General features: G+C 59.3%; 26 protein-coding genes. 22 read left to right on the top strand and 4 right to left on the bottom strand.

The annotated features are described in order from the left end of the window. Positions 1-7 precede the first annotated feature (7 nt). From ACS5Q8_RS11375 to ACS5Q8_RS11455, 17 genes are all read left to right on the top strand, one after another. Positions 8-1,309, top strand: coding sequence for a lipopolysaccharide biosynthesis protein (locus tag ACS5Q8_RS11375; protein WP_276193515.1), 1,302 nt, complete (start codon positions 8-10; stop codon positions 1,307-1,309). Next, on the top strand, positions 1,299-1,892 hold the full coding sequence (locus ACS5Q8_RS11380; RefSeq protein ID WP_276193514.1) for an acyltransferase: 594 nt from the start codon (positions 1,299-1,301) through the stop codon (positions 1,890-1,892). Before ACS5Q8_RS11375 ends, ACS5Q8_RS11380 begins: the two co-directional genes overlap by 11 nt. Before the next feature lies 1 nt (position 1,893). Further along, entirely contained in the window at positions 1,894-3,126 is a 1,233-nt protein-coding gene (locus tag ACS5Q8_RS11385; protein WP_276193513.1) for a glycosyltransferase family 4 protein, read from the top strand. Beyond that, positions 3,104-4,426: an O-antigen ligase family protein gene (locus ACS5Q8_RS11390; RefSeq protein ID WP_465160202.1), complete on the top strand. Its 1,323-nt coding sequence runs from the start codon at positions 3,104-3,106 to the stop codon at positions 4,424-4,426. Before ACS5Q8_RS11385 ends, ACS5Q8_RS11390 begins: the two co-directional genes overlap by 23 nt. A 28-nt stretch (positions 4,427-4,454) precedes the next feature. Continuing rightward, positions 4,455-5,600, top strand: a complete 1,146-nt coding sequence (locus ACS5Q8_RS11395; protein ID WP_276193511.1) for a glycosyltransferase — start codon at positions 4,455-4,457, stop codon at positions 5,598-5,600. Continuing rightward, positions 5,597-6,184, top strand: a complete 588-nt coding sequence (locus ACS5Q8_RS11400) for an LbetaH domain-containing protein (protein ID WP_426102453.1) — start codon at positions 5,597-5,599, stop codon at positions 6,182-6,184. Before ACS5Q8_RS11395 ends, ACS5Q8_RS11400 begins: the two co-directional genes overlap by 4 nt. Positions 6,185-6,226: 42 nt before the next feature. Further along, entirely contained in the window at positions 6,227-7,162 is a 936-nt protein-coding gene (locus ACS5Q8_RS11405) for a glycosyltransferase family 2 protein (RefSeq protein WP_276193508.1), read from the top strand. 69 nt (positions 7,163-7,231) lie between these two features. After that, entirely contained in the window at positions 7,232-8,353 is a 1,122-nt protein-coding gene (gene gmd / locus ACS5Q8_RS11410) for a GDP-mannose 4,6-dehydratase (protein ID WP_276193506.1), read from the top strand. Positions 8,354-8,355: 2 nt separating this feature from the next. Then, positions 8,356-9,333, top strand: a complete 978-nt coding sequence (gene fcl / locus ACS5Q8_RS11415) for a GDP-L-fucose synthase (RefSeq protein WP_443694058.1) — start codon at positions 8,356-8,358, stop codon at positions 9,331-9,333. Next, complete coding sequence (locus ACS5Q8_RS11420; RefSeq protein WP_276193502.1) at positions 9,333-10,541, top strand: glycosyltransferase WbuB; 1,209 nt, start codon at positions 9,333-9,335, stop codon at positions 10,539-10,541. Before fcl ends, ACS5Q8_RS11420 begins: the two co-directional genes overlap by 1 nt. Positions 10,542-10,546: 5 nt before the next feature. Then, the gene (locus ACS5Q8_RS11425; protein ID WP_276193500.1) at positions 10,547-11,005 is read left to right on the top strand and encodes a GDP-mannose mannosyl hydrolase; all 459 of its coding nucleotides are present in this window, start codon (positions 10,547-10,549) and stop codon (positions 11,003-11,005) included. A gap of 22 nt (positions 11,006-11,027) precedes the next feature. Next, positions 11,028-12,437 (top strand): mannose-1-phosphate guanylyltransferase/mannose-6-phosphate isomerase, encoded by a 1,410-nt coding sequence (locus tag ACS5Q8_RS11430; protein ID WP_276193499.1) that lies wholly within the window; start codon positions 11,028-11,030, stop codon positions 12,435-12,437. 251 nt (positions 12,438-12,688) lie between these two features. Next, the gene (locus ACS5Q8_RS11435; protein ID WP_276193498.1) at positions 12,689-12,928 is read left to right on the top strand and encodes a hypothetical protein; all 240 of its coding nucleotides are present in this window, start codon (positions 12,689-12,691) and stop codon (positions 12,926-12,928) included. An 88-nt stretch (positions 12,929-13,016) separates the two neighbouring features. Next, on the top strand, positions 13,017-14,129 hold the full coding sequence (locus tag ACS5Q8_RS11440; protein ID WP_276193496.1) for a polysaccharide biosynthesis/export family protein: 1,113 nt from the start codon (positions 13,017-13,019) through the stop codon (positions 14,127-14,129). A gap of 13 nt (positions 14,130-14,142) precedes the next feature. Continuing rightward, on the top strand, positions 14,143-14,802 hold the full coding sequence (locus tag ACS5Q8_RS11445; RefSeq protein WP_276193494.1) for a YjbF family lipoprotein: 660 nt from the start codon (positions 14,143-14,145) through the stop codon (positions 14,800-14,802). Further along, complete coding sequence (locus tag ACS5Q8_RS11450) at positions 14,799-15,566, top strand: capsule biosynthesis GfcC family protein (RefSeq protein WP_465160203.1); 768 nt, start codon at positions 14,799-14,801, stop codon at positions 15,564-15,566. The genes ACS5Q8_RS11445 and ACS5Q8_RS11450 overlap by 4 nt, the downstream gene beginning before the upstream one ends. Continuing rightward, positions 15,563-17,638 carry a YjbH domain-containing protein gene (locus tag ACS5Q8_RS11455; protein WP_465160204.1) on the top strand — a complete coding sequence of 692 codons (2,076 nt, stop codon included), beginning with the start codon at positions 15,563-15,565 and terminating at the stop codon, positions 17,636-17,638. The genes ACS5Q8_RS11450 and ACS5Q8_RS11455 overlap by 4 nt, the downstream gene beginning before the upstream one ends. A gap of 37 nt (positions 17,639-17,675) precedes the next feature. Here ACS5Q8_RS11455 and ACS5Q8_RS11460 read toward each other — a convergent pair whose 3' ends face one another. From ACS5Q8_RS11460 to ACS5Q8_RS11475, 4 genes are all read right to left on the bottom strand, one after another. After that, positions 17,676-19,067 carry an undecaprenyl-phosphate glucose phosphotransferase gene (locus ACS5Q8_RS11460; protein ID WP_443694061.1) on the bottom strand — a complete coding sequence of 464 codons (1,392 nt, stop codon included), beginning with the start codon at positions 19,065-19,067 and terminating at the stop codon, positions 17,676-17,678. Between the two features lie 255 nt (positions 19,068-19,322). Then, entirely contained in the window at positions 19,323-20,006 is a 684-nt protein-coding gene (locus ACS5Q8_RS11465) for a winged helix-turn-helix domain-containing protein (RefSeq protein ID WP_465160205.1), read from the bottom strand. 30 nt (positions 20,007-20,036) lie between these two features. Further along, complete coding sequence (locus ACS5Q8_RS11470; RefSeq protein WP_443694063.1) at positions 20,037-20,792, bottom strand: EAL domain-containing protein; 756 nt, start codon at positions 20,790-20,792, stop codon at positions 20,037-20,039. Then, positions 20,785-21,513 (bottom strand): winged helix-turn-helix domain-containing protein, encoded by a 729-nt coding sequence (locus tag ACS5Q8_RS11475; RefSeq protein WP_426102439.1) that lies wholly within the window; start codon positions 21,511-21,513, stop codon positions 20,785-20,787. The genes ACS5Q8_RS11470 and ACS5Q8_RS11475 overlap by 8 nt, the downstream gene beginning before the upstream one ends. Positions 21,514-21,761: 248 nt before the next feature. Here ACS5Q8_RS11475 and ACS5Q8_RS11480 point away from each other — a divergent pair. The 5 genes from ACS5Q8_RS11480 (at position 21,762) to ACS5Q8_RS11500 (ending at position 26,499) form a co-directional block, all read left to right on the top strand. Beyond that, positions 21,762-22,924, top strand: a protein-coding gene (locus ACS5Q8_RS11480; RefSeq protein ID WP_095019831.1) for an IS3 family transposase whose coding sequence is annotated in 2 segments (ribosomal slippage) — positions 21,762-22,017 and positions 22,017-22,924 — 1,164 coding nt in all. Because the reading frame shifts where the segments join, the coding sequence is not laid out codon by codon here. A 330-nt stretch (positions 22,925-23,254) separates the two neighbouring features. Continuing rightward, positions 23,255-24,286, top strand: coding sequence for an isopenicillin N synthase family dioxygenase (locus ACS5Q8_RS11485; protein WP_465160206.1), 1,032 nt, complete (start codon positions 23,255-23,257; stop codon positions 24,284-24,286). 13 nt (positions 24,287-24,299) lie between these two features. Continuing rightward, the gene (locus tag ACS5Q8_RS11490; protein ID WP_276197953.1) at positions 24,300-25,094 is read left to right on the top strand and encodes a MetQ/NlpA family ABC transporter substrate-binding protein; all 795 of its coding nucleotides are present in this window, start codon (positions 24,300-24,302) and stop codon (positions 25,092-25,094) included. Next, positions 25,091-25,837: a methionine ABC transporter ATP-binding protein gene (locus ACS5Q8_RS11495; RefSeq protein ID WP_443694066.1), complete on the top strand. Its 747-nt coding sequence runs from the start codon at positions 25,091-25,093 to the stop codon at positions 25,835-25,837. Before ACS5Q8_RS11490 ends, ACS5Q8_RS11495 begins: the two co-directional genes overlap by 4 nt. Beyond that, the gene (locus tag ACS5Q8_RS11500; RefSeq protein ID WP_443697732.1) at positions 25,834-26,499 is read left to right on the top strand and encodes a methionine ABC transporter permease; all 666 of its coding nucleotides are present in this window, start codon (positions 25,834-25,836) and stop codon (positions 26,497-26,499) included. The genes ACS5Q8_RS11495 and ACS5Q8_RS11500 overlap by 4 nt, the downstream gene beginning before the upstream one ends. The last annotated feature ends 6 nt before the right edge of the window (positions 26,500-26,505 follow it).

A 26,505-nucleotide genomic window follows, 5' to 3' on the forward strand; every position in this document is an offset into this window, starting at 1 on the left:
TCCTCCCATGAGTGTGCTTAAAAGAGTCGTCAACGGCATTGGCGCCAACTCGTTTGGTCAGGTGGTCAATCTGCTGATTCAACTGGTGAGTGTTCCGGTCCTGATCGCCAGCTGGGGGTTTGGCGCCTACAGCGAATGGGTCGTGCTGTCAGCGATCCCCACCTACCTGGCGTTATCCGATCTTGGGGTCACGACCGCCGCCTCGAGCAAGGTGGTGATTTGGCATGAGCGAGGCCGGTTGAAGGTTGCCAGTGCGGTCTACAGCACCAGCTTTGCGTTTTTGCTGTTGGCGGGGGTTAGCGTGTTATTGCTGGCGGTTGGTTCACTGGCGTTTTTTGACCTTTTCAGTCTGCTCAATCTCAAGTCCATCAGGAGCGGCGATGGGGTGTTGATCCTCTCGGCGTTGACCGGGTACTCGTTGCTGTGCCTGCTGACCAACATGGTTTCGATACGTTACCGGGCATACAAGGCGTTGCCTTTGTCGTCCTTCATCATGAATGTGATCAGGATGCTGGAATGGTCCACCGCCTTACTGTGCGCGTATCTCACCCATAGCCTGGTTGCCACGAGCCTGGCGCTGTTGATCGTCCGTTTGAGCGGCATTGTCGTCAAGAATCTGCTTGCCGATCGACTGGGCATCAGCTTGTGTTTCCATCCCTCGGCGGTTGGGAAGAGGGCATTTATCACCTTGATAAAACCCTCGCTGGCCTCTTTGGCCTTTCCCATCGGGCTGGCGCTGAATGTTCAAGGCCTGACGATTTTGTTGTCGATACTGCTGTCACCGGCCCATGCCGCGATATTCGGTCTGTACCGAACGATCTCAAGGGTGCTGGTGCAGTTTTCCACGGTGGTGAATCAGTCGATCTGGCCGGAAATCTCTTATGCATTTTCCGTCGGTGACAACCAGTTGGTCAGGAAAATGATTCGGTATGCGCTGAGGTTTTCACTGCCCATCGCCTGTGTGATGGGCGCGCTGATCGTGGTATTCGGCGGATCGATATTCGATGTCTGGTCGGGAAGAAAGGCGGATTACTCGGCGACCGTCATGCTGGTACTGATTGTCGGCGCACTGACGCATGTGGCATGGCAGGTGTATTGGGTGGCCATGATGGCAACCGCTTCCTACTCGTCGTTTGCAGTGGTCTTCATGCTGGTGTCGATGGCCAGCGTTCTGGCGGTTTTTTGCCTGGCTCAAGACTTCGGTCTGCTGGGTGTCTGTTATGTGCTGGTGGTCACCGAAGTGGTGTTGTTCTGCTTTGCCAAACGCGGGTTCTTTCGTCTTGAACAGAGGATGGCCCGTGTTAATTAACTACCTGTTCCAGCATCGAGTCAGGGTGAGCCCGTTCACGCTTGCCGGGTTGAAATACCTGGCCAAGCGAGTGCTGCTGCTCAGCCGCTTGATCCAGGCCAACCGCCGCCAGTGCCGGCTGCGTCGACAGGGCGCGACTATCGGTGCGCTGGTGATGATCAACGATGCGCAGTTTGAAGGTGCCGTCGGCCGTTTCAGCATCGGCGCGGGCAGCTTTATCGGCAAGCGCGCGTTTATCCAATTGCACGCACCCGTGAAGGTTGGCGGGCAGGTTGCGATCAATGACGGTGTGCGAATCCTCACGGGCACGCATGGCGTGGACGATCCCGCTTGGCGGTTGAAGGTCGCGCCGGTGGTGATTGGCGATTACGCGTGGATTGCCACGGGCGCGATCATCTTGCCGGGGGTGACCATCGGTGAAGGCGCCGTGGTCGGTGCGGGCAGTGTCGTTGTTCGCGATGTAGCGCCTTTCACTATCGTGGCGGGTAACCCGGCGGTCGTGATCAAACGTCGCGCCGCGTGCGCGTTCACCTACAGCCCGGTCAGATCGAGTGCCGTGGTTGAAGCCTGGATGGGTAAATAAGATGATCCTGGTCTCTCACCCGGTGGGTAATCAAAACGTTCGCGCTCTGTTGGGCGCGTTGAATCAACGGCGCTTGCTGCACTCGTTTCATAGCTCGCTGGCGTTGCATAAAGATTCATGGCTTTGCCGTCTTCCCGTCGTCGGCAAGGAGTGCCTGCGGCGCACGTTCGACATGGTCGACGGCGCGTTGCTGCACAGCTACCCGCGCTACGATGTGCCGCGCGTGCTCTGTGACAAGTTGAAGTGGTACAGCCTGACGCAGCGCAACATCGGGATGTTCTGCCCGGAAAATGTGTACGCGCATATTGATCAGGCCAGCGCGGATTTCTTGTACAAAACCGCGCGCAAACCCAGGCAGGTGTACGGCTATGACGGTAAGTGCAAGGCCTTGTTCACCGCCGCCAGGGCGGTTGGCGGGATCACGCTGAATTATGAGGCGGCCTTCGGCTCCATTTCCTACGCGTGCATGATGCTGGACCATGAGCGCGAAGCGAACCCCGCGTGGCGGGCGAGCGTTCCGAACATCAGTGAAAATACCATTCGCAAGCAGACCGCCGAATTGGCGTTGGCGGATCGGATCATCGTGGCAAGCACGTTTGCCAAACGCACCTTGGGTGAGTCCGGTATCGCCCATCACAAAGTAGCGGTGACCCCCTATGGCGCGCCTGCGCCGATGGTCCACAAAGAGGTGGATGTGCGGGCCGGGGGGCCGCTGAAAGTGGTTTTTGTGGGCGCGCTGACCCAGCAGAAGGGCATCTCGTATTTTTTCGAGGCGCTGAAGATTGCGTCAGACAGCGTTGCCCTGGATGTCACCGTAATCGGTGCCGACTATGCGAATGGGCGCAACCAGGCGCTCAATACCGAGCTGAAGAAGTATCGCTGGTTCAGCTCGGCGCCCCACGATCAGGTCATCCGCCAGTTGCTGGCGGCCGACGTGCTGGTCTTGCCTTCACTCGCCGAGGCATTCGGCCTGGTGGTGGGTGAGGCACTGTCCACGGGGACAGCGGTCATCGTTTCGCAAAATTGTGGCGCGGCGGATTTGATTGTCGACGGTTTCAATGGGTACGTGGTGCCGATCCGTTCCGCCGAGGCCATTGCTGCCCGCCTGGTTGAGCTGGCCGGTGACAGTGAAAAGCTCAGTGCGCTGAAGCACAACGCGGTGTTCTCGGCGGGTAGAACGACCTGGGACACCTACGCCAAGGAGGTGCTGGATGCAATCCTTGGCCAACCTTGAGCCGTCCAGCCTGAAGGAACGCTACAGAAAACGCGTAGTCAGCGCGTTTGTACTGATCTATCTGTTTATTTTGTTTGAAGGGGTTTTGCGCAAGTGGCTGCTGCCGGGTCTGAGCTCGGCGATCTATTTCATCAAAGACCCGATTGTTCTCTATATCTACTGGTACGCGTTCAGGTTCGGTTTTTTTTCAAAGAACCTGCTGTCGGCGTACTTCGTGATGTTGCTGGTGGTGTTCTTTGTCCTGGTCTCCGCGTTTTTGTTGAGCAGCCCTGAAGGGCTGGTCATCTACGGCTATGGCGTCAGGAACTACTTGCTGTACTTCCCGCTGATATTCGTTGCTGGAAAAACCCTGCAACTGGCGGATGTCTACCGTTTCGCCCGGATCACGCTGTTCGCGGCGATTCCCATCAGCGTGCTGGTGGTCATGCAGTATTCGTCTGGACCGCAAGCCTACGTCAACAAAGGCATTGGCGACGATGACTTCATTTTCATGATCGCCGACGGCGTTGTCCGGCCGTATGGAACGTTCACATTCACCGCAGGGCACGTTGTTTACGTGTCCGCCTGCTTTGCCTTCCTGGTGGCGGCGATTTTCGACCGGGCCTTGTTTCGCGCGGTGTTCGCGAAACGATACCTGTTGTTCCCGGTGTCGGCAGCCTCGGTGGCGGTGATGTGTTTCTTGACGGGATCGAGGGCCATCTATGCGTATGCCGCCATTGTGCTGCTGGCGGCGTTGATGGTTGCCTTGATCAAGAAGTCGCAAAGAAACCTGTTGTCGCTGTTTTTCCTGGTGGCCGCACTGTTTGTCAGCTTGCTGATTTTCATGTCGTCCGACAGTTATCAGATCCTCGTCGAACGCAACCGGAGTGCCGTCGCCAGTGAAGGTTCGCCGGTTACCCGGGCGTTCTCCAGCCTGTATGCGTTCACCCGCGTAGTCGACGATGCGCCCCTCTGGGGGCACGGCATCGGCTCGGGTACGAATGCCGCCTCGGCGCTATTACGCGCGGGGCGTGAGCAAGGTGCGGGGTTTTTGCTGGCCGAAGATGAATGGTCGCGGATCATCCTGGAGTTGGGCCTTCCCGTCGGGGCGCTCTTTATCCTGTTCAGGATCTTCTTACTGATCTGGTTACTTCTGAAAGCCTATAAGGCGCTGATCAGGCAGGGCACGGGCGTTCCATTACTGCTGTGCGGTTTCCTGGCGCCGATTTTATTCAATGGGGTCATGACCATGCAGGGCACATTCCTGGCCTTTGGCGTGTTCTACGCCTGCCTGATTCTTGCCGCCTGCAAGAAGACTTGAATCAATTCAACGGATGAGCGGACAGCACTTGAAGTTATTAAGAATCATCTCTTCGGTTAAACCGGAAAAGGGCGGCCCCATCAACGCTGCCCGCGAAATTGACAAGATTCTGCTGCAGAACGGGCATCTCGTGGATGTCTTGACGCTGGATGCAGACTTTGCCGTCGACTACCCGGGCACCGTTCACTTCATGGGGCCGAGCCTGTTTGGGTATGGCGTAAACGCCAAGATCCGCGAATGGCTGGAACAGCACGCCAGTGACTACGACTTTTTCATCGTCAACGGTTTGTGGCAGTACCACGGGTTTATTGCGCGCCAGGTCCTGCACAAGTTGGGTCGGCCTTACATCGTTTATACCCATGGCATGCTCGACCCCTGGTTCAAGCACGCATATCCGCTCAAACATTTGAAAAAGTGGTTGTACTGGCCGTGGGGTGAATACCGCGTGCTGAGGGACGCCCAGCGTGTGGTGTTTACCAGTGAGGAAGAGAAAATCCGTGCGCGCGAGTCATTTTGGCTGTATCGCGCCAAAGAGACGGTCACCGCCTATGGCACCGCCAGTCCGCCCGCGGGCGGTGCAGTGCTGGCGCAGCGCTTTGTTGATGAGCATCGCGAGTTGACGGGTAAACGGGTGCTGTTGTTCCTGAGCCGCATCCACGAAAAAAAGGGTTGCGACCACCTGCTGCACGCCTTTGCCCAAGTGGCTGGCGAAGACGAACGCTTGCACCTGGTCATGGCCGGGCCCGATCAAGGCGGCTGGGTGCAGACGCTGCAAGCGCAGGCCGTGCAATTGGGGATTGCCCACCGCGTGACGTGGCCCGGCATGTTGCAGGGCGCAGCGAAATGGGGCGCCTTTTACGCCGCCGAGGTGTTTTGCCTGCCTTCCCATCAGGAGAATTTCGGCGTGGTCGTGGCGGAGGCGCTGGCCTGCGGCAAACCGGTGCTGATCAGCAATAAGGTCAACATATGGCGCGAAATTGAAGCCGATGCGGTCGGCTTTGTGAGCGACGACACGGTGGCGGGCGCCGTGCATAACCTGCGGCGCTGGTTGCAGCTCGACCCGCAGCAGTATGCGGACATGTCCGGGCGCGCCCGCCGCTGTTTCACCGAGCGCTTTCATATCCAGCGCGGTGCGCAGCGTTTGCTGGAGATCGTGCGGGAGTGCCTTGCATGATCCTCCAAGGCAATGACCCTTATCGTGCTGCTTCATTTTCATTGTCCCATCGGTTGCGGCGGCAACTGTGGAACATGGTCTATGTGCTGTTATTCCGCACCAGCCCGCGCCCCTTTCATGGGTGGAGGGCGTTTCTGTTGCGGCTGTTCGGTGCCCGTCTTGGCAAAGGTGTGCATGTTTATCCGCGCGCCAAAGTGTGGGCGCCGTGGAATCTCGAGCTGGGTGACCATGTCGGCATTGCCGATGACACCAACATTTACAACATGGCGCTGATTTCTATCGGGCGCTACAGCGTGATTTCCCAGGGCGCGCACTTGTGCGGCGGGTCGCATGACTACAACAGCCGCAACTTTCAACTTTACGCCAAACCTATCGTGCTCGGAGAGCACGTGTGGGTGTGCGCCGAGGCCTTTATCACGCTGGGCGTGTGTATTGCCGATGGCGTCGTAGTGGGCGCCCGCGCGCTCGTCATCAAAAACATCGCGCAACCGTGGACCGTGCATGCCGGGCATCCGACCCGGCAGATCGGTCAGCGGACCCGGCATCTGCAAGCGCCTGCGCCACGACAAGGGAGTCAAGCCTGATGACCGCACCGTTTAACCTGCCTCACCTGCACGGTGGCTGACATGAACCGCGAAACCGTCAGTGTGATCATCCTCACCTACAACGAAAGCCTGCATATCGCCCGCGCGATCGAATCGGTGCGCGCCTTCAGCGACGAAGTGCTGGTGGTCGACTCGTTCTCCAGCGACGACACCTGCGAGATCGCCCGGCGCCACGGTGCCCTGGTGGTGCAGCATGCGTTCGTCAACCAGGCCAAGCAGTTCCAGTGGGCGCTGGATAACTTGCCGGTCACCGGTAACTGGACGATGCGCCTGGATGCCGATGAAATCATCGAGGCCGACCTGGCGGCGCAAATCAACACGCGGCTACCGACGCTGGACCAGGACATCACCGGCATCAACTTCAAGCGCAAGCATATTTTCATGGGCCGCTGGGTGCGCCATGGCGGCCGCTACCCGTTGCAGATGCTGCGGCTATGGCGCACGGGGCAGGGGCGCATCGAAGATCGTTGGATGGACGAGCACATCTCAGTGGCCGAGGGCCGCACCATCACCCTGGAAGGCGGGTTTGCCGATCACAACCTGCATGACTTGACGTTCTTCACCCACAAGCACAACCAGTACGCGACCCGGGAAGCGATCGAGATCATCAACTCGCGCCGGGGGTTATTTGCGGTGCGCCATGAATTGAATGAGGGGCACAGTTCGTTCCAGGCCAGGCTCAAGCGCCAGGTTAAAAACCGTGTGTATAACCGCGTGCCGTTTACCTTGAGTTCGACCGCGTACTTCCTCTGGCGCTACATCATTCAACTGGGTTTTCTCGATGGCCGCAGCGGCCTGGTTTATCACGTGCTCCAAGGTTACTGGTACCGCTTTCTGGTGGGCGCCAAGGTGCTTGAACTGGAAACCGCGATTGCTCACTTACACGACAAGGACGCAATTATCCGCGAACTTTCAACGTTGACCGGACATAACTTGACGCTGACCACACCGAAGTAACTGACCGTTTTTAACAAACACCCAAGTTCGGGTGTCGGCCTTCGTTCGCCTATTATTTGGGAGATAGACATGAAAAAAGTCGCGCTTATTACCGGGATAACCGGGCAGGATGGCTCTTACCTGGCGGAACTTCTGCTGGAAAAAGGCTACGTCGTGCATGGCTTGAAACGCCGCTCTTCGTCGTTCAATACCCAGCGCATCGATCACATTTACCAAGACCCCCAAGCCCCGCATAAAAACCTGATCCTGCACTATGGCGACCTGGCGGATGCGTCCAACCTGACGCGCATCATCCAGCAGATCCAGCCGGACGAGATCTATAACCTCGGTGCCCAATCCCACGTGGCCGTCAGCTTCGATTCGCCGGAATACACCGCCGACGTGGATGCCCTCGGCACCTTGCGCATCCTCGAGGCCATCCGCCTGCTCGGCCTGGAAAAGAAGACCCGTTTCTACCAGGCCTCCACGTCCGAGTTGTACGGGCTGGTGCAGGAAACCCCGCAAAAGGAAACCACGCCGTTCTACCCGCGCTCGCCCTATGCCGTGGCCAAGCTGTATGCCTACTGGATCACCGTGAATTTCCGCGAAGCCTACGGGCTGTATGCCTGCAACGGCATCCTGTTCAACCACGAGTCGCCGCGTCGTGGCGAAACCTTCGTCACGCGCAAGATCACCCGCGCCTTGACCAACATCGCCCTGGGCCTGGAGCAATGCCTGTACATGGGCAACATGGACGCCTTGCGCGACTGGGGCCACGCCAAGGACTACGTGCGCATGCAGTGGATGATGCTGCAACAGGACAGCCCTGAGGACTTCGTGATCGCCACCGGCGTGCAGTATTCGGTGCGCGACTTCATTCGCTGGTCGGCGGCGGAGTTGGGGCTGCGCTTGCGCTTTGTCGGGGCGGGCTTGGAGGAAGTCGGGGTGGTCGAGCACATCGACGGCGACCTGGCGCCCGGCATGCTGGTGGGCGACGTGATTGTGCGGGTGGACCCGCGCTACTTCCGCCCGGCGGAAGTCGAGACGCTGCTGGGCGACCCCTCCAAGGCCAAGCAGAAACTGGGCTGGGTGCCGGAAATCAGCGCCCAGCAGATGTGTGCGGAGATGGTGCGTGAAGACCTGAAAATCGCGCGGCGCCATGCGTTGCTGCGCCTGCACGGCCACGATGCGCCGATTGCCGTGGAGAACTGAGCATGGCACGTGATCTGAACGCGCGGATCTTTGTCGCCGGCCATCGCGGCATGGTCGGCTCGGCCATCGTGCGCCGCCTCTGGGCCTTGGGTTATACCCAGATCCTCACCGCCTGCCGTGATGAACTGGACCTGTTGGACCCGGTAGCGGTGCAGGCGTATTTCGCCGAACAACGGGTCGACCAGGTGTACCTGGCAGCGGCCAAGGTCGGGGGGATTCATGCCAACGCCACGTACCCTGCCGATTTCATCTACCAGAACCTGATGATCCAGGCCAATGTGATCCACGCCGCGCACACGCATGGGGTGTTCAAGTTGTTGTTCCTCGGCTCATCGTGCATTTACCCGGTGCTCGCCGCCCAGCCGATGACCGAGCAAGCGCTGCTCTCGGGCTCGCTGGAGCCGACCAACGAACCCTACGCCGTGGCCAAGATCGCCGGCATCAAACTGTGCGAAAGCTACAGCCGCCAGCACGGGCGCGATTACCGCAGTGTGATGCCGACCAACCTGTACGGCCCGGGCGACAACTACCACCCGCACAACAGTCATGTGATCGCCGGCTTGCTGCGCCGTTTCCATGAGGCGGTGCAGCGCGGTGATGAAGACGTGCTGATCTGGGGCAGCGGCGCGCCACGGCGCGAGTTTCTGCATGTGGATGACATGGCGGCCGCCAGCGTGCATGTGATGGAGCTCAGCCAGGCGCGCTACGGCGAACACACCGAGCCTATGCGCTCCCACGTCAACGTCGGCACCGGCGTGGATTGCACCATCCGCGAACTGGCGGAGGCGCTGGCCCGGGTCACGGGCTTCAAGGGGCGTTTGCGTTTTGATACCAGCAAGCCCGACGGGGCGCCGCGCAAGTTGCTCGATGTCAGCCGTATCAACGCCCTCGGCTGGGAAGCCTACGTGCCGTTGGAGGAGGGCCTGCGCGATGCCTACAACGCGTATCTCGCTGCCCTCGAACAGCCTCGGGGCCGGTGATGAAGATCCTTCTGTATGGCATCAACTACAGCCCCGAGCTGACTGGCATCGGCAAGTACAGCGGTGAACTGGCGCGTTGGCTCGCCAGCAAGGGCCACGAGGTGCGGGTGGTCACGGCGCCGCCGTATTACCCGCAATGGCAGGTCAGCGAGGGCTACTCGGCGTGGCGTTTTCGCACCGAGCAGGTCGACGGCGTGACCGTGGTGCGCTGCCCGTTGTACGTGCCGCGCAAGCCCACGGCGCTGAAACGCTTGCTGCACCTGGCGAGCTTTTCCGCCAGCTCGTGCCTGGCGGTATTGGGGCAACTGCGTTGGAAGCCGGACCTGGTCATCCTGGTGGTGCCCACCTTGTTCTGCGCGCCCCAGGCGTTGCTGTTGGCCAGGCTGTGTGGTGCCAAGTCGGTGCTGCATATCCAGGATTATGAAGTCGATGCGATGTTTGGCCTGGGCCTGGGCGGCAGCCCTTTACTGCGGCGACTGGCGTGGGGTGTGGAGCGCGGGTTGCTGCGACGCTTTGATCGGGTCTCGACGATATCCAGCGGCATGCTCGATAAGGCCGCCGGCAAGGGCGTCGAGGCTCAGCGCCTACTGTTCTTTCCCAACTGGTCGGAGACCGAGCGTTTCCTCGATGTGCCGCGCAACGGCAGGCTGCTGGAGCGGCTCGGCGTGCCGGCGGGAAAGCGGGTGCTGTTGTACTCGGGCAACATCGGCGAGAAGCAGGGGCTCGAACTGATCCTCGATGCCGCCCAGGCCCACGCCCATCGCCCGGAGCTGGTGTTTCTGATCGTCGGCCAGGGCGCCGGCAAGGCCCGTCTGCAGCAGCGCGTAGAGCGCGAGGGCTTGCACAACGTGGTCTTCGCCCCGTTACAGGCCTATGAAGACTTGCCTGCGCTACTGGCCTCGGCGGACGTCCATTTAGTGATCCAGAAACGCGGCGCGGCGGATTCGGTATTGCCCTCCAAGCTGACCAACATTCTGGCCGTCGGCGGCCATGCAATCATCACCGCCGACCCCGACACCACCCTTGGTCGCTTGTGCGATGAGCATCCGGGCATTGCCGTGCGGGTCGAGCCCGAATCGGTCACCGCCCTGAATGAAGGGATCGAGCGGGTGTTGGCATTGCCTGCGTACAACGCGGTGGCGTTGAACTACGCCGCAGAATTTCTCGATAAAGAACGCATTCTCCAACGCTTCCTGGCACAGGTTTGACGCTTATGTGGCTTGATTTACCGACCTTCAATACGGTTGTGGCATCGACGCCGTTGGTGTCCATCGACTTGGTCGTGAGCAAACCCAGCGGCGATACGCTGCTGGGCTTGCGGATCAACCGGCCGGCCTATGGCTTCTGGTTCGTCCCTGGTGGGCGTATCCAGAAAAACGAAACCCTGGACAACGCCTTCCGCCGCCTGACCCGCGAAGAACTGGGCTGTACCTTTGAACGCGCCGATGCGCAGCTGCTGGGCGTGTTCGAGCACTTCTACGACGACAGCGTCTTCGCCAACGCCGGGAGCGGCCCGGACACCCACTATGTGGTGCTGAGTTATTGCCTGACCCTCGCCGAGGATCAGGTGCTGGAACCGCCCACCGAGCAGCATCGGCACTACCGCTGGTGGTCGCTCGATGAGCTGCGCTACAGCCCCCGTGTACACGAGAACACCCGTGCCTATTTCTGACCCTCTATCGAAGGACGCCTTCATGTTATTACCGGTGATCTTGGCGGGAGGTTCGGGTTCGCGCCTGTGGCCGCTCTCGCGGCAACTCAACCCCAAGCAGTTCTTGCGCCTGACCCATAAAAGCCTGTCGATGTTGCAGCAGACCATTGGCCGCCTGGAGGGCGCGGATGTTGCCTTGCCGCACGTGATCTGCAATGAGCAGCACCGTTTTCTGGTGGCCGAGCAATTGCGTCAACTGGGCATGGAGCAGGCGAGCATTCTGCTCGAACCCATGGGGCGCAATACGGCGCCGGCGATTGCGCTGGCGGCCTGCAAGGCGGTCGACGAGTGCCATGACCCGATCCTGTTGGTACTGGCGGCGGATCATCTGATTGAAGATGTTCCCGCGTTTCATGCCAGCCTCGCGGTGGCGCTGCCCCTGGCCGAGGCCGGCAAGTTGGTGACGTTCGGCATCACGCCGACCAGCGCGCACACCGGATATGGCTATATCGAACAGGGCGCGGCGGTGGGCGAGGGCGGTTATGCCGTGAAGCGTTTCGTCGAGAAGCCGGACGCCGCCACCGCTGCCGACTACGTGGCGCGGGGCGATCATTACTGGAACAGCGGCATGTTCATGTTCCGTGCCAGCCGTTACCTGGACGCCTTGGCACGTTTTCAGCCGGCGATTCTCGCGGCCTGTCGCGCGGCGTTGGCTGCGGGTAGCCAGGATCAGTTGTTCACCCGGGTCGATGAGGCGCTATTCGCCGCCTGCCCGGACGACTCCATCGATTATGCCGTGATGGAAAAAACCAGCGACGCGATCATGGTGCCGTTGCAGGCCGGTTGGAGTGATATCGGCTCCTGGTCGGCGTTATGGGAAGCCAGCGAGAAGACCGACGGCGGCAACGTGCTGCAGGGCGATGTGCTGCAACTGGATACCCGCGATACCTACGTGAACGCCGACAGCCGCCTGGTCGCCACGGTGGGCGTGCAGGACCTGATCATTGTCGAAACCAAGGACGCGGTGCTGGTGGCGCACAAGGACCAGGTGCAGCAGGTCAAGGGCATTGTCGACCAACTCAAGCGCGACGGGCGTCATGAACACCTCAATCATCGTGAGGTCTATCGGCCCTGGGGCATGTATGACGCCATCGACAGCGGCCACCGCTACCAGGTCAAGCGCATCACCGTGAAGCCCGGCGCCAAGCTCTCGGTGCAGATGCATCATCACCGTGCAGAGCACTGGATTGTGGTCAGCGGTACGGCCAAGGTCACCAATGGCGAGCAGACGTATCTGGTCTCGGAAAACCAGTCGACCTATATCCCGATTGGCCAGGTGCATGCGCTGGAAAACCCGGGTGTGATTGCGTTGGAGTTGATCGAGGTGCAATCGGGTTCCTATCTGGGCGAGGACGATATTGTGCGCTTTGAAGACAAGTACGGCAGGGCCTGAGGCTTTCCGACAATTAATAACATTTTCCCCCGTGTTAAATTGCCAGCCTTGTTAGTTTCGCGACCTCAATGTGTTGATACACGGGGGCTGGCGTCGAGAAATGTTATTTTCGAATGCATACGTTCAACTTGCCGGGTAATGGCCGGGCTGGAGTATGGCTGGTGCGCTGTTTACTTGAGTGGCACTATCAAGGCGTACTTCAGTGGCACACGCTCGTTTGCTGAATACTCACTATCGATAAGGAGTCTGATATGAGAAAACAACTGGCTATTATTGTGCTCAGTCTCTTGAGTACTTCTGCCATGGCTGCCGAGTTGCCGCTTGGTCTGAGTACCGCGGTGGTCGGCTCTGTGACGGTGGGGGAAACCCTGCTGATCGGCGCGGCCCTGGTCGCGGGCGTTGCCGCCGCGTCCAGCAGCGGTGGCAGCTCCAACGGTGGTACTACCACAGGCACTACAGGCACCACGGGTACCACCGGTACCGGCAACTAACAGAACGCCTTCCGCTTTATAAGACTGCTTGGAAACCCCGCCCAAGTAGTCTTTTTTTCTTGTCGTTTATCGTGAGTGTCTTAGTACTATGATGCGTATTTTTTCTGTGGTGGTCGTGGCCTCCGCATTGTTACAAGGCTGCATGTTTGCGCCCGGCCAATACATGGACATCGACGCAATGACCAAAGACGACGGTGCAGAAAGCAGTCGCGTGGAGTTGATCCCGATTACGCCAAAGTTGCTGGCCATGGACGCGGCGACTCAAGTGTCTTATGCGCTTCCCAAAGAACTACTCGATTATAAACCCGCGCCCTATTTGATCGGCCCAAATGACGCGTTGTACATCACGGTTTGGGATCATCCGGAATTGACCGCACCTTCCGGCCCGCAGCAGCAAATCGATGCCAACGGGCGTCTGGTCAATCCCGACGGCAATCTGTTCTACCCCTATGTGGGCGAAGTGGTTGCCAAGGGCCGCACCCTCGCGGCGCTGCGCAGCGAAATCACCGACAAGCTGCGTCAGTACATCGACAGCCCCCAGGTCGATATCAGTGTGCTGCGGTTTGCCAGCCAGCGAGTGGTGATCACCGGGGCAGTGCTCAAGGCCGGGCCTGTACCGATCACCACCATCCCAATGAGCGTCATGGAGGCCATCGGTGTGTCCGGCGTCGATCCGCTCAATGCCGACCTCTCGAACCTGACGCTGACCCGCGACGGCAAGCGTTACACACTCGACCTCGACACGTTGAATCTCAACCCGTCGCGCTTGAACGACATCTACCTCAAGGACGGTGACCAGTTGTACCTGCCCTACAACGACCGCAAGCGCATCTATGTGATGGGCGAGGTCATGCAGCCTCGCGCGTTGAGTTTCAAGACACGCAGCATGAACCTCACGGACGTGTTGGGCTCGGTGGGCGGCATCAACCAGAACACCTCGAACGCCGATGCGATCTACGTGATCCGTGGTGCGCAGAACCTGGACACGCAACCGGCCAAGGTCTTCCATCTGCAAGCCGGTTCCGCAGCGGCCATGGCCCTGGCCACGCGCTTCGATGTGCAGCCCCAGGACGTGGTGTTCGTCGGTCCCGCCAATATCACTCGCTGGAACCGGGTCATCAGTCAGTTGTTACCTTCCGCCTCGATCATCGGCACCGGTGCTTCCACCCAAAACAACCTGAGCGAAGCCAACAGCCGATAAGGGTGGAACCTGCGTGAACAGTGTGAAAATCGGTATTTACGTGTGTCTTGCGTGGCTGTTGTGCGGCTGCAATCCACTGATGCAGGCCTCGCTCGATACCTTCAAGGCGGCCGTCGTCGGGCCTGCGCCATTGGCGCTGAGCCAGGCCCAGGTGGACGCCGTGCCGTTTCCCCAGATCAAAGTGACCACGGTGTCCAGCGAAGGGGTGATGGCGATGATTCGCCAGCGCGATGACCTGCAGTTCTGGGTCGCCTCCGGCAAACAGGTGCTGTTGATGCGCGATGGCCTGGTAGTGCGCACCGTCGGCCTCGGTACTGATCTGGATGGCACGCGCTGGCAGGGGCAGTCGCCGTTCCAGCTGGGGCTGCACCGCGTGCCGGACGGCTACCGCAGCAGCCGGCAGATCGACCTGGTGGAGGGCTATCGCGTCGGCATCACCGTCACCAGCCGCCTGACCCGCGAGGGCATGGAGACGCTCGAGATCCTCGACAAGCCTTACGCCTTGCTGCGCGTCGATGAAGACATCGAAGCCGAGGCCCTGGGTTTTCGTGCGCGCAACCGTTATTGGGTCGACCCCACTGACGGCTTCATCGTGCAAAGCGAACAGCACCTCAGCCCCCGCCTCACGTTGAAAATCACCCAACTGCAACCCGCCCGCCAGGAGGCCCGATGACCGCTCGCAAACGCTGGGTGCTGGCGCTGTTGTGGAGCGGCGCCAGTGCCTGCCAGGCCGCCATGACAGTGAGCGGGCAAGTCCTGCACCCCGGGCCGATCACCCTGCCACCCAAGGCGCGCTTGCTCGACGCGATCACCGCGTCACAACCGGATGCCCAGGGCTATTGGCTGGCGGCGGCCTGGCTGCACCGGCCATTGATCGAGCCCCAGACCCGGCTCAAAGCCGGCGTGCTGTTTGACCTGGATACGTTGCGTCAGGCCGCATTGGCCGCCGGGCGCGACGGCAGGGCCGACGTCGCGGCGCGCGTCTATCGACAGGTGCAGGCCTTGCCGGTGACCGGCCGGCAACGCGCGGTGCTGGACCCGGTGGCCGTGGAGGTCGGCTTTGCGCCCAACCTGCGGGTCAGCGAGGGTGATCAACTGATCTACCCGGCCAGGCCCGCTAGCGTGCGCGTCCTGGGCGCCGTCGCGGCCCCTTGCACCTTGGCGTTCCAAGCGATGCGGGCGGCGCGCGACTACCTCGACGAATGCCCGGCGGTGGCGGGTGCCGATCTCGACTACGTGTGGCTGATCCAGCCCGACGGCCAGGTCACGCGCCTGGGCATTGCCCCGTGGAACCGCGAGACAGCTGCCGCGCCTGCACCGGGCAGCACATTGCTGGTGCCGCTGCGCAGCGACGACCTGGAACCGCCCACGCCTGAACTGAACCAACAACTGGCCGAGTTTCTTGCCACCCAACCCCTGGCTGAGGTCACGCCTTGAAATTATGTATTGCAGCTGTGCTGCTGGTGCCCTGTGGCGTCGCGCATGGCGATCCGCGTTACACCCAGAGTGATTTTGGCGGGGTCGGGCTGTTGCAAACCCCGACCGCACGCATGGCCCCGGCCGGCGAACTCAGCGTCAATGCCAACCGCACCGAACCTTACAGTCGCTACAGTTTTTCCGTGCAGCCGCTGGACTGGCTCGAAGGCACCTTTCGCTACACCGCCATCACCAACCGCCCTTATGGCGCCGAATCGTTCAGCGGCAGCCAGAGCTACAAGGACAAGGCCGTCGACGCCAAAGTGCGCCTCTACGAGGAAAGCCACTGGTTGCCCCAGGTCGCAGTGGGGATGCTCGACCTGGGGGGCACCGGGCTGTTTTCCAGCGAGTACCTGGTGGCCAACAAGCGGTATGGCGAATTCGATTTCAGTGCGGGCATCGCCTGGGGCTACCTGGGCAGTCGTGGCGATTTCGGCAACCCGTTGGGCGCGCTGAGTGATCGGTTCAACGAGCGGCCTACCGCCGAAGGTTCCGGCAACTTTTCCAACGGCTACTTCCGCGGCCGCCCCGCGCTGTTTGGCGGCGTCGCCTACCAGACCCCCTGGGCGCCGTTGAGCCTCAAGCTGGAATACGAGGGCAACGACTACCAAAGCGAGCCCCGAAACAACAACCAGCGCCAGGACTCGCCGCTCAACCTCGGGCTCGTCTACACGGTGGCCGACGCCGTCGACGTGAGTGCCGCCTGGGAACGCGGCAACACGGCGATGTTCGGTATCACCCTGCACACCAATTTCGTCAGCCGCAAGGCACCGGTCAAAACCTACGACCCGCCAGCCCCCACGCTGCCCGCCCAGGCGCCGACCGTCGCCATGGATCAGGTGGATTGGGCCGCGGTGTCCAAGCGTTTGCAGGACAACGCTGGCTATAACGTCGAACGGATTGCCCAGCGCGGCCCAGAGTTATTGGTGTATGGCGAGCAGCAACGCTATCTCTACAGTGCCAAGGCCGTGGGCCGCGCCAGCCGTATCCTGGACGACAGTGTCAATGACCAGATCAGTTGGTTCACCCTGGTGAGCGAGCGGTACGCCATGCCGATCGAAGAAACCAGCGTGCCCCGCGAGACGTTCCGCGAGGTGGTCAACCAGCGCGAGACACTGCAGACCCTGCGTCGCCAGACCGAAGTCAACCCGCCTAGCGCCCAGGCGCAAACGCTGCTCTACACCCAACCGCCCAAGCCCTTGAGCTACGGCGTCGGCCTGGGATACAAGCAGAACGTCGGCGGGCCGGATGGCCTGCTGTATCAGATTTCCGCCGACCTCGACGCCGAATACCGCTTCAACCGCAACACCTGGTGGAGCGGCCTGCTCAGCGTCAACCTGCTGAACAATTACGATGGCTTCACCTACGACGCCCCCAGCGGCTTGCCGCGCGTGCGTACCGATCTGCGCAAGTACATGACCAGCTCCGATGTGACCTTGCCGACGTTCCAGCTCAACCATGCGGTGCGACTGGATCAGGATCTATACGGCATGGTCTATGGCGGATTACTGGAGTCGATGTATGCCGGTGTCGGCAGTGAAGTGCTGTACCGGCCGATGGGCCAGCGCTGGGCGCTTGGCGCTGATCTGAACTACGTGCGCCAGCGCGGATTCGAGCAGGACTTCAGCCTGCGCGACTACCGCACGGTCACGGGGCATATCACCGGTTACACCGACTTGCCGTTCAATACACAGGGGGCGCTGAGTGTCGGTCGTTACCTGGCCCGCGATTGGGGCGCCACCCTGGACCTGTCGCGCGAATTCAACAATGGCGTGCGGATTGGCGCGTGGGTCACCCGCACCACCGCGTCAAAAGAAGCCTTTGGCGAAGGCAGCTTCGACAAAGGCCTTTACCTGTCGATTCCGTTCGATGAGTTGATGAGCCTGTCGACGATGCGCCGCGCCAACCTGGTGTGGGCGCCGCTGACCCGCGATGGTGGTGCGCGGCTCAATCGCGCGTATTCGCTGCATACGATGACCGACGGCCGCGACAGTGACCTGTTCTACCGGAACTTCGAGAAAGTCACTGAATAGGCGTGGAAGGGGGACGTGAAGTCCCCCTTTTTTTGTCTTAGTAAATGTCTTTGGACAGCAGGGTGAACGGCGTTTTTAGCAGGATCTTGATGTCCAGCCACAGTGACCAGGTGTTGATGTAGCGCAGGTCGATGTCGACGCGCTTTTGCATCTTCTCCAGGGTCTCGGTCTCGCCCCGGCACCCGTTGATCTGCGCCAGGCCTGTGATGCCGGGCTTGATACGGTGGCGCGCCATGTACGCGTGAATCTTCCCTGAGTAGTAGTCGTTGTGCGCAACCGCATGGGGCCTTGGACCGACCAGGGCCATGTGCCCTTGCAGCACATTGAACAACTGCGGCAGTTCATCGATGGACGTGCGGCGCATGAACCGCCCCACGGGGGTGATGCGCGAGTCGTGGCGGCTGGCCTGGCGTACCTCCTGGTCGTCATGCACACGCATCGAGCGGAATTTCCACACCTTGATCACCTGACCGTTCCAGCCGTGGCGGTCCTGCTTGAAGATCACCGGGCCGGGGGAGGTCAGTTTGATCAGCACGGCGAACAGCAACAGCAGTGGGCTCAGCAGGATGATCGCGAGCAAGGCCAGGCTTTTGTCCAGCAGCGACTTGCTCAGTGCGGCGGTCGGGCGGCTGGTCAGCGGGCTTTCATTGAGGAAAATCGCCGGCAGGCCATCCACCTCGGCCACGCAGTGATTGAGCAGCAGCATGTTATTGAGGTCGGGGACCCAAATGACGTCCACGCTGATCTCCAGCAGGTTGATGTACAGCGCCTCGATGTGGGTGGCTTCCTGCAGCGAATGGGTGATGTACAGCCTGCGGATACCGTGCTGCCTGATCAACTGCGGCAGGTCCGGCAGCTCGCCGAGTATCTGCGATTGCACGCCTGGGAAGGCGGTTGCCGTGGCACCGACGAGGCCGACCAGCGGCGAGCGTTTTTGCCGGGACAGTGTGTTCGCAAGGTCGGCGGCAAGTTTGCCGGTGCCAATGATTAGCGACTTATGCCGCTCGTGAAGTTGCCCGTGGTAATAGCGGGAAAGACTGTGGATGGGGATGTAACAGAGCGCCAGCACGGCATAACTGATTGCCGCCCACAGCAGCAGGATTTCGAGGGGGAACAACGCATTGGCATTGCAGGCGATGCCCACGGCAATCAGTATCAGCAGGGTAAGTAACCAGCCCATGAAGAGTCTGCCCAATCCCACCGCGTAATCATCTTTCTTACTGTAGACATCACACAACATATAGGCAGGGATCGAGGCCAATATACTAAAGGCGGCCAATACCCGATAGTGATATTCGAGCTGGCCGGTCTTTAAAATAACCAATGCAAATAACAGCGCGACGACCAAACTTGAGGCCAGCGTCCACTGTCCCCAAAAGGTCAGACCTTTGGGGGTTAGGTTACGATGCATTCTTCGGTTATTTAGCATACTACTGCTCCCAGTGGTGACCACTCGCGGTGGCAGGCTTAAGCGAGACGTGGCGTTAAAGCGGCCAAATGACAGGCACACGTAAGCGCGCACAGATTGATATTAATCAACGGCAGGGGGCAGTAGCTGACGACTTATAACAGGAGCATGGCAATAGTTGAGTCGTTGTTGGATGAGGGCAGATTGTTATAAAAAGGCAGATATAAGGGCGTCATTAACGCCAAGAATATCGAGTGTCGGATTATTATTGGTTTTTTAGCGGCATTGCTGAGAAAGCTCGACGGTGTTTTTTATTTTCTGTGTCAAGCAATAGCCACGGTTTCTCACCGAACGGAACAAACGCTCGCCATCGTTGACACGCCTGAATTTATCCTGAAGTCGACTGAGGCACATTTCCAGGCCTCGGTATAATTCAGGTTCGCGACCAATATTGCGAATAAGTTCTTCTTTACTCACCACGCGTTCTTCATGGTGTAACATTTTTTTGATAAGTGCTGATTCAATCGTGGTCAAGGAAATGCGTAGGCCACCTTTGACCAACATTCGATCATGGTGTGTCAGTGTCCAGAAGTCGGGCGCGTGTGCCGCGGGTTTTTCGGTGTAGGTATTCAGTGTTTTTTGATGCCGGTCGACGCTGCGAAGCTGAACCTTGAAGCCAAGGTTGTTATAGGGTTGCAATTTATTATAAGGCTCGGGCGTCGATACAATATGAGGGTTGTTGAACTTTTCGATTGCCGGATAATTAGCGCAGCGTTGATTGAAATAATGCTTGGCAAGCGATGGCGTGCTTGTTGCCGGTGATGTAGAGGGATACTCTTCTGGGTTCGCTCGTGACGGGCAAGCGATGTCGTCATACAGTAACTCCGTATTCGACGCAAAGTCGGGCAGCACGATAAATGCAGTCGTTGCTGTGGACAGGTGTTTCTTAAGTGCGCTCATAGTGTTCACCGTGGTCAGGGGAGTAGAACTTTACAGATTTTCAGCGGGCGAGTAATAGCCGCCCTGAAAGTAATTGAAAGGTAAACGTTTAGCGAGCGTCGCACTGTCAGAAAACTCAACCATATCCGCAATGAACGAGACTCGGGTGGCGCTGATCAGCTCTAGCATGCGGTCGTAGAGTCGGTCGAACAGATCGGAGCGCGTGTTCAGACTCAATCGCAGGGCCGAATCCGGAAACGGCATTTTTATGTAGTCATAGAGCTTTAATTCGATCAGCAGGTCAGCCTGCTTTGTATCGAGTGTGTAGTTATTGTAGGCAAGCTTGATACCACTTCGGTCTTTCAGGGTATAAAGCTGACGCACCATCGCGCGGCGTTCTGTGGGGCCAGGGAGCGCATCCAACGGATTTTCTACACTGATAACGAGTTGTTGCTTATATGTCTCCAGGGTGTGCGCGGCCTGGATAAGTTCCTTGAGCGTGTCTTCGTACATAAGCGCCGACTGCTCGATTCGCAGGAATTTATGAGTCGCCGGCTGCGCAGAGGCGGGTGCTAGATGACGGATATTGGTAGTCGTGCGTCGTTCGAAACGCGACAAGGCATCACTGTAGGCGCATTTAAGTTGAATGCGATATAGCGGGTGCAAGTGCTCCGGAAGGTTGAGCAGATTGCGTTCGCTGGTTATGCGGATCTCATTACCCCAAAGTGCGTAACTTCGTTCAACTATCGCTTGCCTGAAAAGCTTTAGTTCAGCTATTTCAGCAGGTGATGTCTTTTCGCTAGTCACGATGCGCACGCTCCTGGAGAGGCTGAAGATGATTGGCGGAAATAATCCCACGGCTCAATTTGTAGCCGTAGCCACGGATGTTCTGAATGACATTTTCGCCATAGCGAGCCTTTATTTTGCTGCGCAGACGGCTGATGGATTTTTCCAGGGCTCGAGAATCGTAGAATTTGGTATTGAGCCCCATGACCCCGGCGATCTCATCGTGACTGAGCAGTCGACTATGGATCAGGGCTTCGAGGACTTTCATTTCGACGAAGGAGATTTCCAGTTTTTCGCCATTGCCGAAAATGCACATCCGATCCTGGTCCAGAATGAGTTTGCAGTAGTTCAAACGATACGTCTCATTGAGAAACGCATCGACTAAACAAAATTTTTCCTCAGGCGCGGTGTGTGTGACTTTTAGGCAGTAATCCGCACCGGCCAAATAATATTTGGTTTTGCTTTGGGTTGAGGCAAAGGTAACGAAAACAACTATGAGGCAGGCCGGATTTTTAGTCCTGATCTTCTTTATGATGTCCAGGGCTTGGCCGCTGGCAGAGGGAGTATCGATTTCTATAATGATGGCGCGATAATCGGCGTGGTCTTCCTGGTGGTCGATTAGTTGGCTGTAGCTGCATGTGTCGACTTTTAAATCATTTGGTACCGTGCGAACTATAAGCGCTCTAAAATCCTCGGTTTTAGACGCGGTCCGTGAAATAGCGAGGACGTTGGAAAAGTGCATCACCTACTCCCTTTTCTGGCATGCAATGCCGACAGTTCAATCGCTGCTAGCGTTTAGATACTAATCGAATTGATTACGCCAAAACGTGACAAATTTTAACATTCATCACTTGATTTTAAAGGCGATAGCGGGGTGGGAGGGGGGTGTTGCGGGGGGTGTTGCGCGGAGGTACACGTATGCTAGTTGTAGTGGTCTAATGAAACCGGACACCCTTTTAGGCGAGAATACTCGCCAGATCGAGGTGTCAGATGACCAAACAACGCCGTACCTTTTCCGCTGAATTCAAACGCGAGGCTGCCGACCTCGTGCTCAAGCAAAACTACAGCTTCATCGAAGCCAGTCGTTCACTGAGTGTTGGTGAGTCGGCGCTGCGCCGCTGGGTCGACCAGCTTCAGCAAGAGCGCACCGGCGTCACGCCCCAGAGCAAGGCCCTGACACCAGAGCAGCAAAAAATCCAGGAGTTGGAAGCTCGGATTGCTCGCCTCGAGCGCGAGAAATCAATATTAAAAAAGGCTACCGCGCTCTTGATGTCGGAAGATCTCGAGCGTACGCGCTGATCAATCAGCTAAGCGTCCATGAGCCTGTTGACTGCTTGTGCGAGGCGTTTGAGGTCGCTCGTTCGGGGTACTACGCGCATCGTCTAAGGCGGCGAACACCAGATGTTGAGCGGCTCAGGCTGCGTAGCCGAGTGAGCGAGTTGTTCACCCAGGGCCGAAGTGCTCCCGGCAGTCGAAGCATCACGTTGATGATGCAAGAAGAAGGTGAGCAAATTGGACGGTTTAAGGTACGCAGGCTGATGCGTGAGCTGGAGTTGGTCAGCAAGCAGCCAGGATCACACGCCTATAAAAAGGCGACAGTCGAGCGGCCGGATATCCCAAATATATTGAACCGAGAATTTGATGTCGAAGCGCCCAACCAGGTCTGGTGCGGCGACATCACCTACATCTGGGCACAGGGGAAATGGCACTACCTTGCGGTTGTCATGGATCTTTACGCTCGTCGAGTGGTGGGCTGGGCGTTATCAGAAAAGCCGGATGCAGACTTGGTGATCAAGGCGTTGGACGTGGCTTACGAGCAGCGTGGCAAGCCGCAAGGCCTGCTATTTCACTCAGACCAGGGATCGCAATATGGCAGCCGCAACTTTCGCCAGCGGCTGTGGCGTTATCGCATGCGTCAGAGTATGAGCCGCCGAGGAAACTGCTGGGATAATGCGCCGATGGAGAGGGTTTTTCGCAGCTTGAAAACAGAGTGGATACCAACCACTGGCTACATGACCGGCCACCAGGCTCAGAGAGACATTAGCCAGTACCTGATGCATCACTACAACTGGATCCGACCTCATCAATTTAACGATGGATTGGCCCCAGCGAAAACGGAAGAAAAACTCAAAACCGTGTCCGGGATGAGTTGACCACTACAAGTACAGATTGTTAGTGTGCGATAAGTATCTTAGGGCAAATGGTTTTTTTGCATCAGGTGATTTAGTTTTCTCTATAAATGTGGCCCGGTGATGGCTCGCCTAATTCCCTTGAAACTCCAGGGTTTTACCTGGGAAGCCAGCGCCATGTCGCTACGGCGCCGCTCCGCCACCCCCTGCCCGGTGCCGTCGATTCCGCGCTTGTGTGAGCGCTCCCGCAGGTGAAGCGACTGCTTAAGCTAATGCAAAAAAGATATTTATTGAGGTTTTTTAAGATCGTTTAGCTTGGTTGCTCCCACAAGACGTTCATGGAGTGAGCCGCCGATGCTGCAATCTATTACCGCCTTGCCGCTGCTGGACCTGTCGCTGCTCGATGGCAGCCCGGCGCAGCGCGGCGCGTTTCTTGATGAGCTGCGTTTTGCCGCGCGGCACATCGGCTTCTTCTACCTTACGGGTCACGGTATCGCCCCGGCGTTGCTGGCGCAGGTGCAACAGCAGGCGCGGGCCTTTTTCGCCTTGCCCGAGGCAGAAAAACTGGCCGTCGGCATGATCAACTCCGCGCACTTTCGCGGCTATAACCGCGCAGCTTCGGAAATCACCCGCGGCCGGCCGGACCTGCGTGAGCAGTTCGACGTCGGTGCTGAGCGCGAACCCTTGGCCGTCGATCAGCACCCTGCGGCCTGGGCACGCCTGCAAGGCCCCAATCAATGGCCGGCGGCGTTGCCCGAGCTCAAGCCCTTGGTGTTGGCCTGGCAGCACGCGATGACCCAGATGTCGTTGCGCCTGCTACGTGCATTCGCCCAGGCCTTGTCCCTGCCCGAGAACGCGTTCGACGCGCTGTACGGCGACACGCCCAACGAACATATCAAGCTGATCCGCTATCCTGGCCGCCATGCCGGGCAAAGTCGCCAGGGTGTCGGCGCGCACAAGGACTCCGGCTTCCTGAGTTTCCTGCTGCAAGACCAGCAGGCCGGTTTGCAGGTAGAAGTGGAGGAGGGCCGCTGGATCGATGCCGCGCCGCGCGCCGATACGCTGGTGGTGAATATCGGCGAATTGCTGGAGCTGGCCAGTAACGGCTATCTGCGTGCCACGGTCCACCGCGTAGTGTCGCCGCCGGTGGGCAGCGAACGCTTGTCCCTGGCATTTTTCCTCGGTGCGCAACTGGATGCGGTGGTGCCGGTGTACCAACTCGCGCCCCAACTGCTGCGCGATGCCCACGGCCCCACCAGCGATCCGCGCAACCCGTTGCTGCGCGACGTCGGCTGGAACTACCTCAAGGGCCGCCTGCGCTCCCACCCGGATGTCGCCCAGCGCTTCTACGCCGACGCCACGTTGCCCCACGCTCTGTCCGCCTGAGCAGGAGATCACTCTGTTGAAGACATCCGCACTTACCCTGGCGGCCTTGCTGGCCGCTTTCAATGTGTCGGCCGCCGATGCCTTGCGCGTCGCCGCCGACCCGATTCCCCACGCGCAAATCCTCGAATACGTGCAGAAGCTCGACCCGAGCCTGAAGCTGAACATTATCGAGATCCCCAGCGGCGTGAACTCCAATGAGTTGTTGGCCCATGGCGATGTCGACGCCAATTATTTCCAGCACCTGCCGTATCTCAAGTCCCAGGAACAGGCGCTCGGCCAGAAGTTCGCCGTGGCGGCCACCGTGCATATCGAACCGTTGGGGATCTATTCGCACCGCCACACCGGCTTCGACCAGGTGCCCGACAAAGGCACCGTCGCCGTGCCGAATAACGTCACCAACCTGAGCCGCGCCCTGTACCTGTTGCAAGCCAATGGCCTGATCACCCTCAAGCCGGGCTTCAACGATGCGTCCAAGGACCAGGCCACGCCCAAGGACATTGCCGAGAACCCCAAGCACCTGAAGATCCTGGAAATCGAATCGCCGCAAATTCCCCGGGCGCTGGAGGATGTCGACCTGGCGGTGATCAATGGCAACTTCGCCCTTGAAGCCGGGCTGCAACCGGCCAAGGATGCGCTGGGGCTGGAAAAGGCCCAGGGCAACCCTTACGCGAATATTCTGGTGACCACGCCCAAACTGGCGCAGGACCCACGCATCCAGCAACTGGCCAAGGACCTGCGCTCGCCGGCGGTGGCCAAGTTCATCAGCGAGAACTATGCCGGTTCGGTGATCCCGGTGGCGCTCGAATGATCGTCGTCGAGGGCGTTAGCAAAACCTACGCCGACGGCCAGCCGGCGGCGCTGGATAACGTGTCGCTGCAGATCGCCGACGGCTCGATCTTCGGCATCGTCGGCCGCAGCGGCGCGGGTAAAAGCACCTTGCTGCGCTGCCTTAACCTGTTGGAGCGGCCGACGTCCGGGCGCATCCTCATCGATGGCCAGGACTTGACCCGGTTAACGGATAAGGCGCTGCGCCAGCAACGCCAGCGCATCGGCATGATCTTTCAGGGGTTCAACCTGCTGCACTCGCGCAATGTGGCGGATAACGTTGCGGTGCCGTTGGAGATTGCCGGGCTGCCCAAGGCCGAGCGTGCCGTGCGGGTGGCGGAGTTGCTGGCGTTGGTTGGCTTGAGCGACAAGGCGGTGGCGTTTCCTGCGCAACTTTCCGGTGGGCAAAAGCAGCGCGTCGGCATCGCCCGCGCACTGGCCGCGCGCCCGGCGTATCTGCTGTCGGATGAAGCCACCAGCGCCCTAGACCCGGAAACCACCGCCTCGATCCTGGCGCTGTTGCGCGACATCAACCGGCAACTCGGGGTGACCATCGTGTTGATCACCCATGAGCTGGAGGTGGTCAAGGCGATCTGCGACAGCGCGGTATCCCTTGCGGCGGGGCGTGTGGTGGAAAGCGGCACGCTGCTGCAACTGCAGGCCGACCCGTCATCGCGCCTGGGCCGCTCGCTGGCGCCCAGCCTGCACGTGGTGAGGGCGGTATGAAAACCGACTGGAATGAGGTGCTTCACCTGCTGTTCAACGCCACCGGCGAAACCCTGTACATGGTGCTGCTGGCGGGGCTGTTCACCTTATTGATCGGCCTGCCGCTGGGCGTGTTGCTGTTTATCAGCCGCCCGGCTGGGCTGTTCCCGCTGCCACGGCTCAACCGTGCGTTGGGCGCGGTGATCAACCTGGGGCGTTCGTTGCCGTTTGTGGTGATGTTGATCGCGTTGATTCCGCTGACCCGCCTGATTGTCGGCACCACCTTGGGCAGCACGGCCGCCGTGGTGCCGATCACCATGGGGGCTTTTCCATTTTTCGCACGCATTGTCGAGGCCGCCCTGGACGAAGTGGACACGGGCCGCATCGAGGCGATCGTGGCGATGGGCGGCGATATCCGGCATGTGATTTTCAAGGTGCTGCTGCCCGAAGCCTTGCCGGCGCTGGTGGCCGGGGTCACGCTGACCCTGGTGATGCTGATCGGCTTTTCATCCATGGCCGGGGTGATCGGTGGCGGTGGTTTGGGCGACTTGGCGATTCGCTACGGCTACCAGCGTTTCAACAACCAGATCATGGTGGTGACGGTGGTGGTGTTAGTGGTGCTCGTGCAGGGCGTGCAAAGCCTGGGGGATCGCTGCGTGAGGTCGTTGGCGCATCGTCGATAGACGCTT

It is taken from the genome of Pseudomonas sp. PAMC25584 (assembly GCF_058135675.1).

Excerpts from the sequence above, each read along its gene's own strand:
- ACS5Q8_RS11460 (WP_443694061.1), bottom strand. The coding sequence starts at position 19,067 with ATGCTAAATAACCGAAGAATGCATCGTAACCTAACCCCCAAAGGTCTG.
- ACS5Q8_RS11435 (WP_276193498.1), top strand. The coding sequence starts at position 12,689 with ATGAGAAAACAACTGGCTATTATTGTGCTCAGTCTCTTGAGTACTTCT.
- ACS5Q8_RS11405 (WP_276193508.1), top strand. The coding sequence starts at position 6,227 with ATGAACCGCGAAACCGTCAGTGTGATCATCCTCACCTACAACGAAAGC.
- ACS5Q8_RS11385 (WP_276193513.1), top strand. The coding sequence starts at position 1,894 with ATGATCCTGGTCTCTCACCCGGTGGGTAATCAAAACGTTCGCGCTCTG.
- ACS5Q8_RS11375 (WP_276193515.1), top strand. The coding sequence starts at position 8 with ATGAGTGTGCTTAAAAGAGTCGTCAACGGCATTGGCGCCAACTCGTTT.
- ACS5Q8_RS11400 (WP_426102453.1), top strand. The coding sequence starts at position 5,597 with ATGATCCTCCAAGGCAATGACCCTTATCGTGCTGCTTCATTTTCATTG.
- gmd (WP_276193506.1), top strand. The coding sequence starts at position 7,232 with ATGAAAAAAGTCGCGCTTATTACCGGGATAACCGGGCAGGATGGCTCT.
- ACS5Q8_RS11420 (WP_276193502.1), top strand. The coding sequence starts at position 9,333 with ATGAAGATCCTTCTGTATGGCATCAACTACAGCCCCGAGCTGACTGGC.
- ACS5Q8_RS11425 (WP_276193500.1), top strand. The coding sequence starts at position 10,547 with ATGTGGCTTGATTTACCGACCTTCAATACGGTTGTGGCATCGACGCCG.
- ACS5Q8_RS11485 (WP_465160206.1), top strand. The coding sequence starts at position 23,255 with ATGCTGCAATCTATTACCGCCTTGCCGCTGCTGGACCTGTCGCTGCTC.
- fcl (WP_443694058.1), top strand. The coding sequence starts at position 8,356 with ATGGCACGTGATCTGAACGCGCGGATCTTTGTCGCCGGCCATCGCGGC.
- ACS5Q8_RS11475 (WP_426102439.1), bottom strand. The coding sequence starts at position 21,513 with ATGCACTTTTCCAACGTCCTCGCTATTTCACGGACCGCGTCTAAAACC.
- ACS5Q8_RS11440 (WP_276193496.1), top strand. The coding sequence starts at position 13,017 with ATGATGCGTATTTTTTCTGTGGTGGTCGTGGCCTCCGCATTGTTACAA.
- ACS5Q8_RS11465 (WP_465160205.1), bottom strand. The coding sequence starts at position 20,006 with ATGAGCGCACTTAAGAAACACCTGTCCACAGCAACGACTGCATTTATC.
- ACS5Q8_RS11495 (WP_443694066.1), top strand. The coding sequence starts at position 25,091 with ATGATCGTCGTCGAGGGCGTTAGCAAAACCTACGCCGACGGCCAGCCG.
- ACS5Q8_RS11390 (WP_465160202.1), top strand. The coding sequence starts at position 3,104 with ATGCAATCCTTGGCCAACCTTGAGCCGTCCAGCCTGAAGGAACGCTAC.
- ACS5Q8_RS11430 (WP_276193499.1), top strand. The coding sequence starts at position 11,028 with ATGTTATTACCGGTGATCTTGGCGGGAGGTTCGGGTTCGCGCCTGTGG.
- ACS5Q8_RS11500 (WP_443697732.1), top strand. The coding sequence starts at position 25,834 with ATGAAAACCGACTGGAATGAGGTGCTTCACCTGCTGTTCAACGCCACC.
- ACS5Q8_RS11450 (WP_465160203.1), top strand. The coding sequence starts at position 14,799 with ATGACCGCTCGCAAACGCTGGGTGCTGGCGCTGTTGTGGAGCGGCGCC.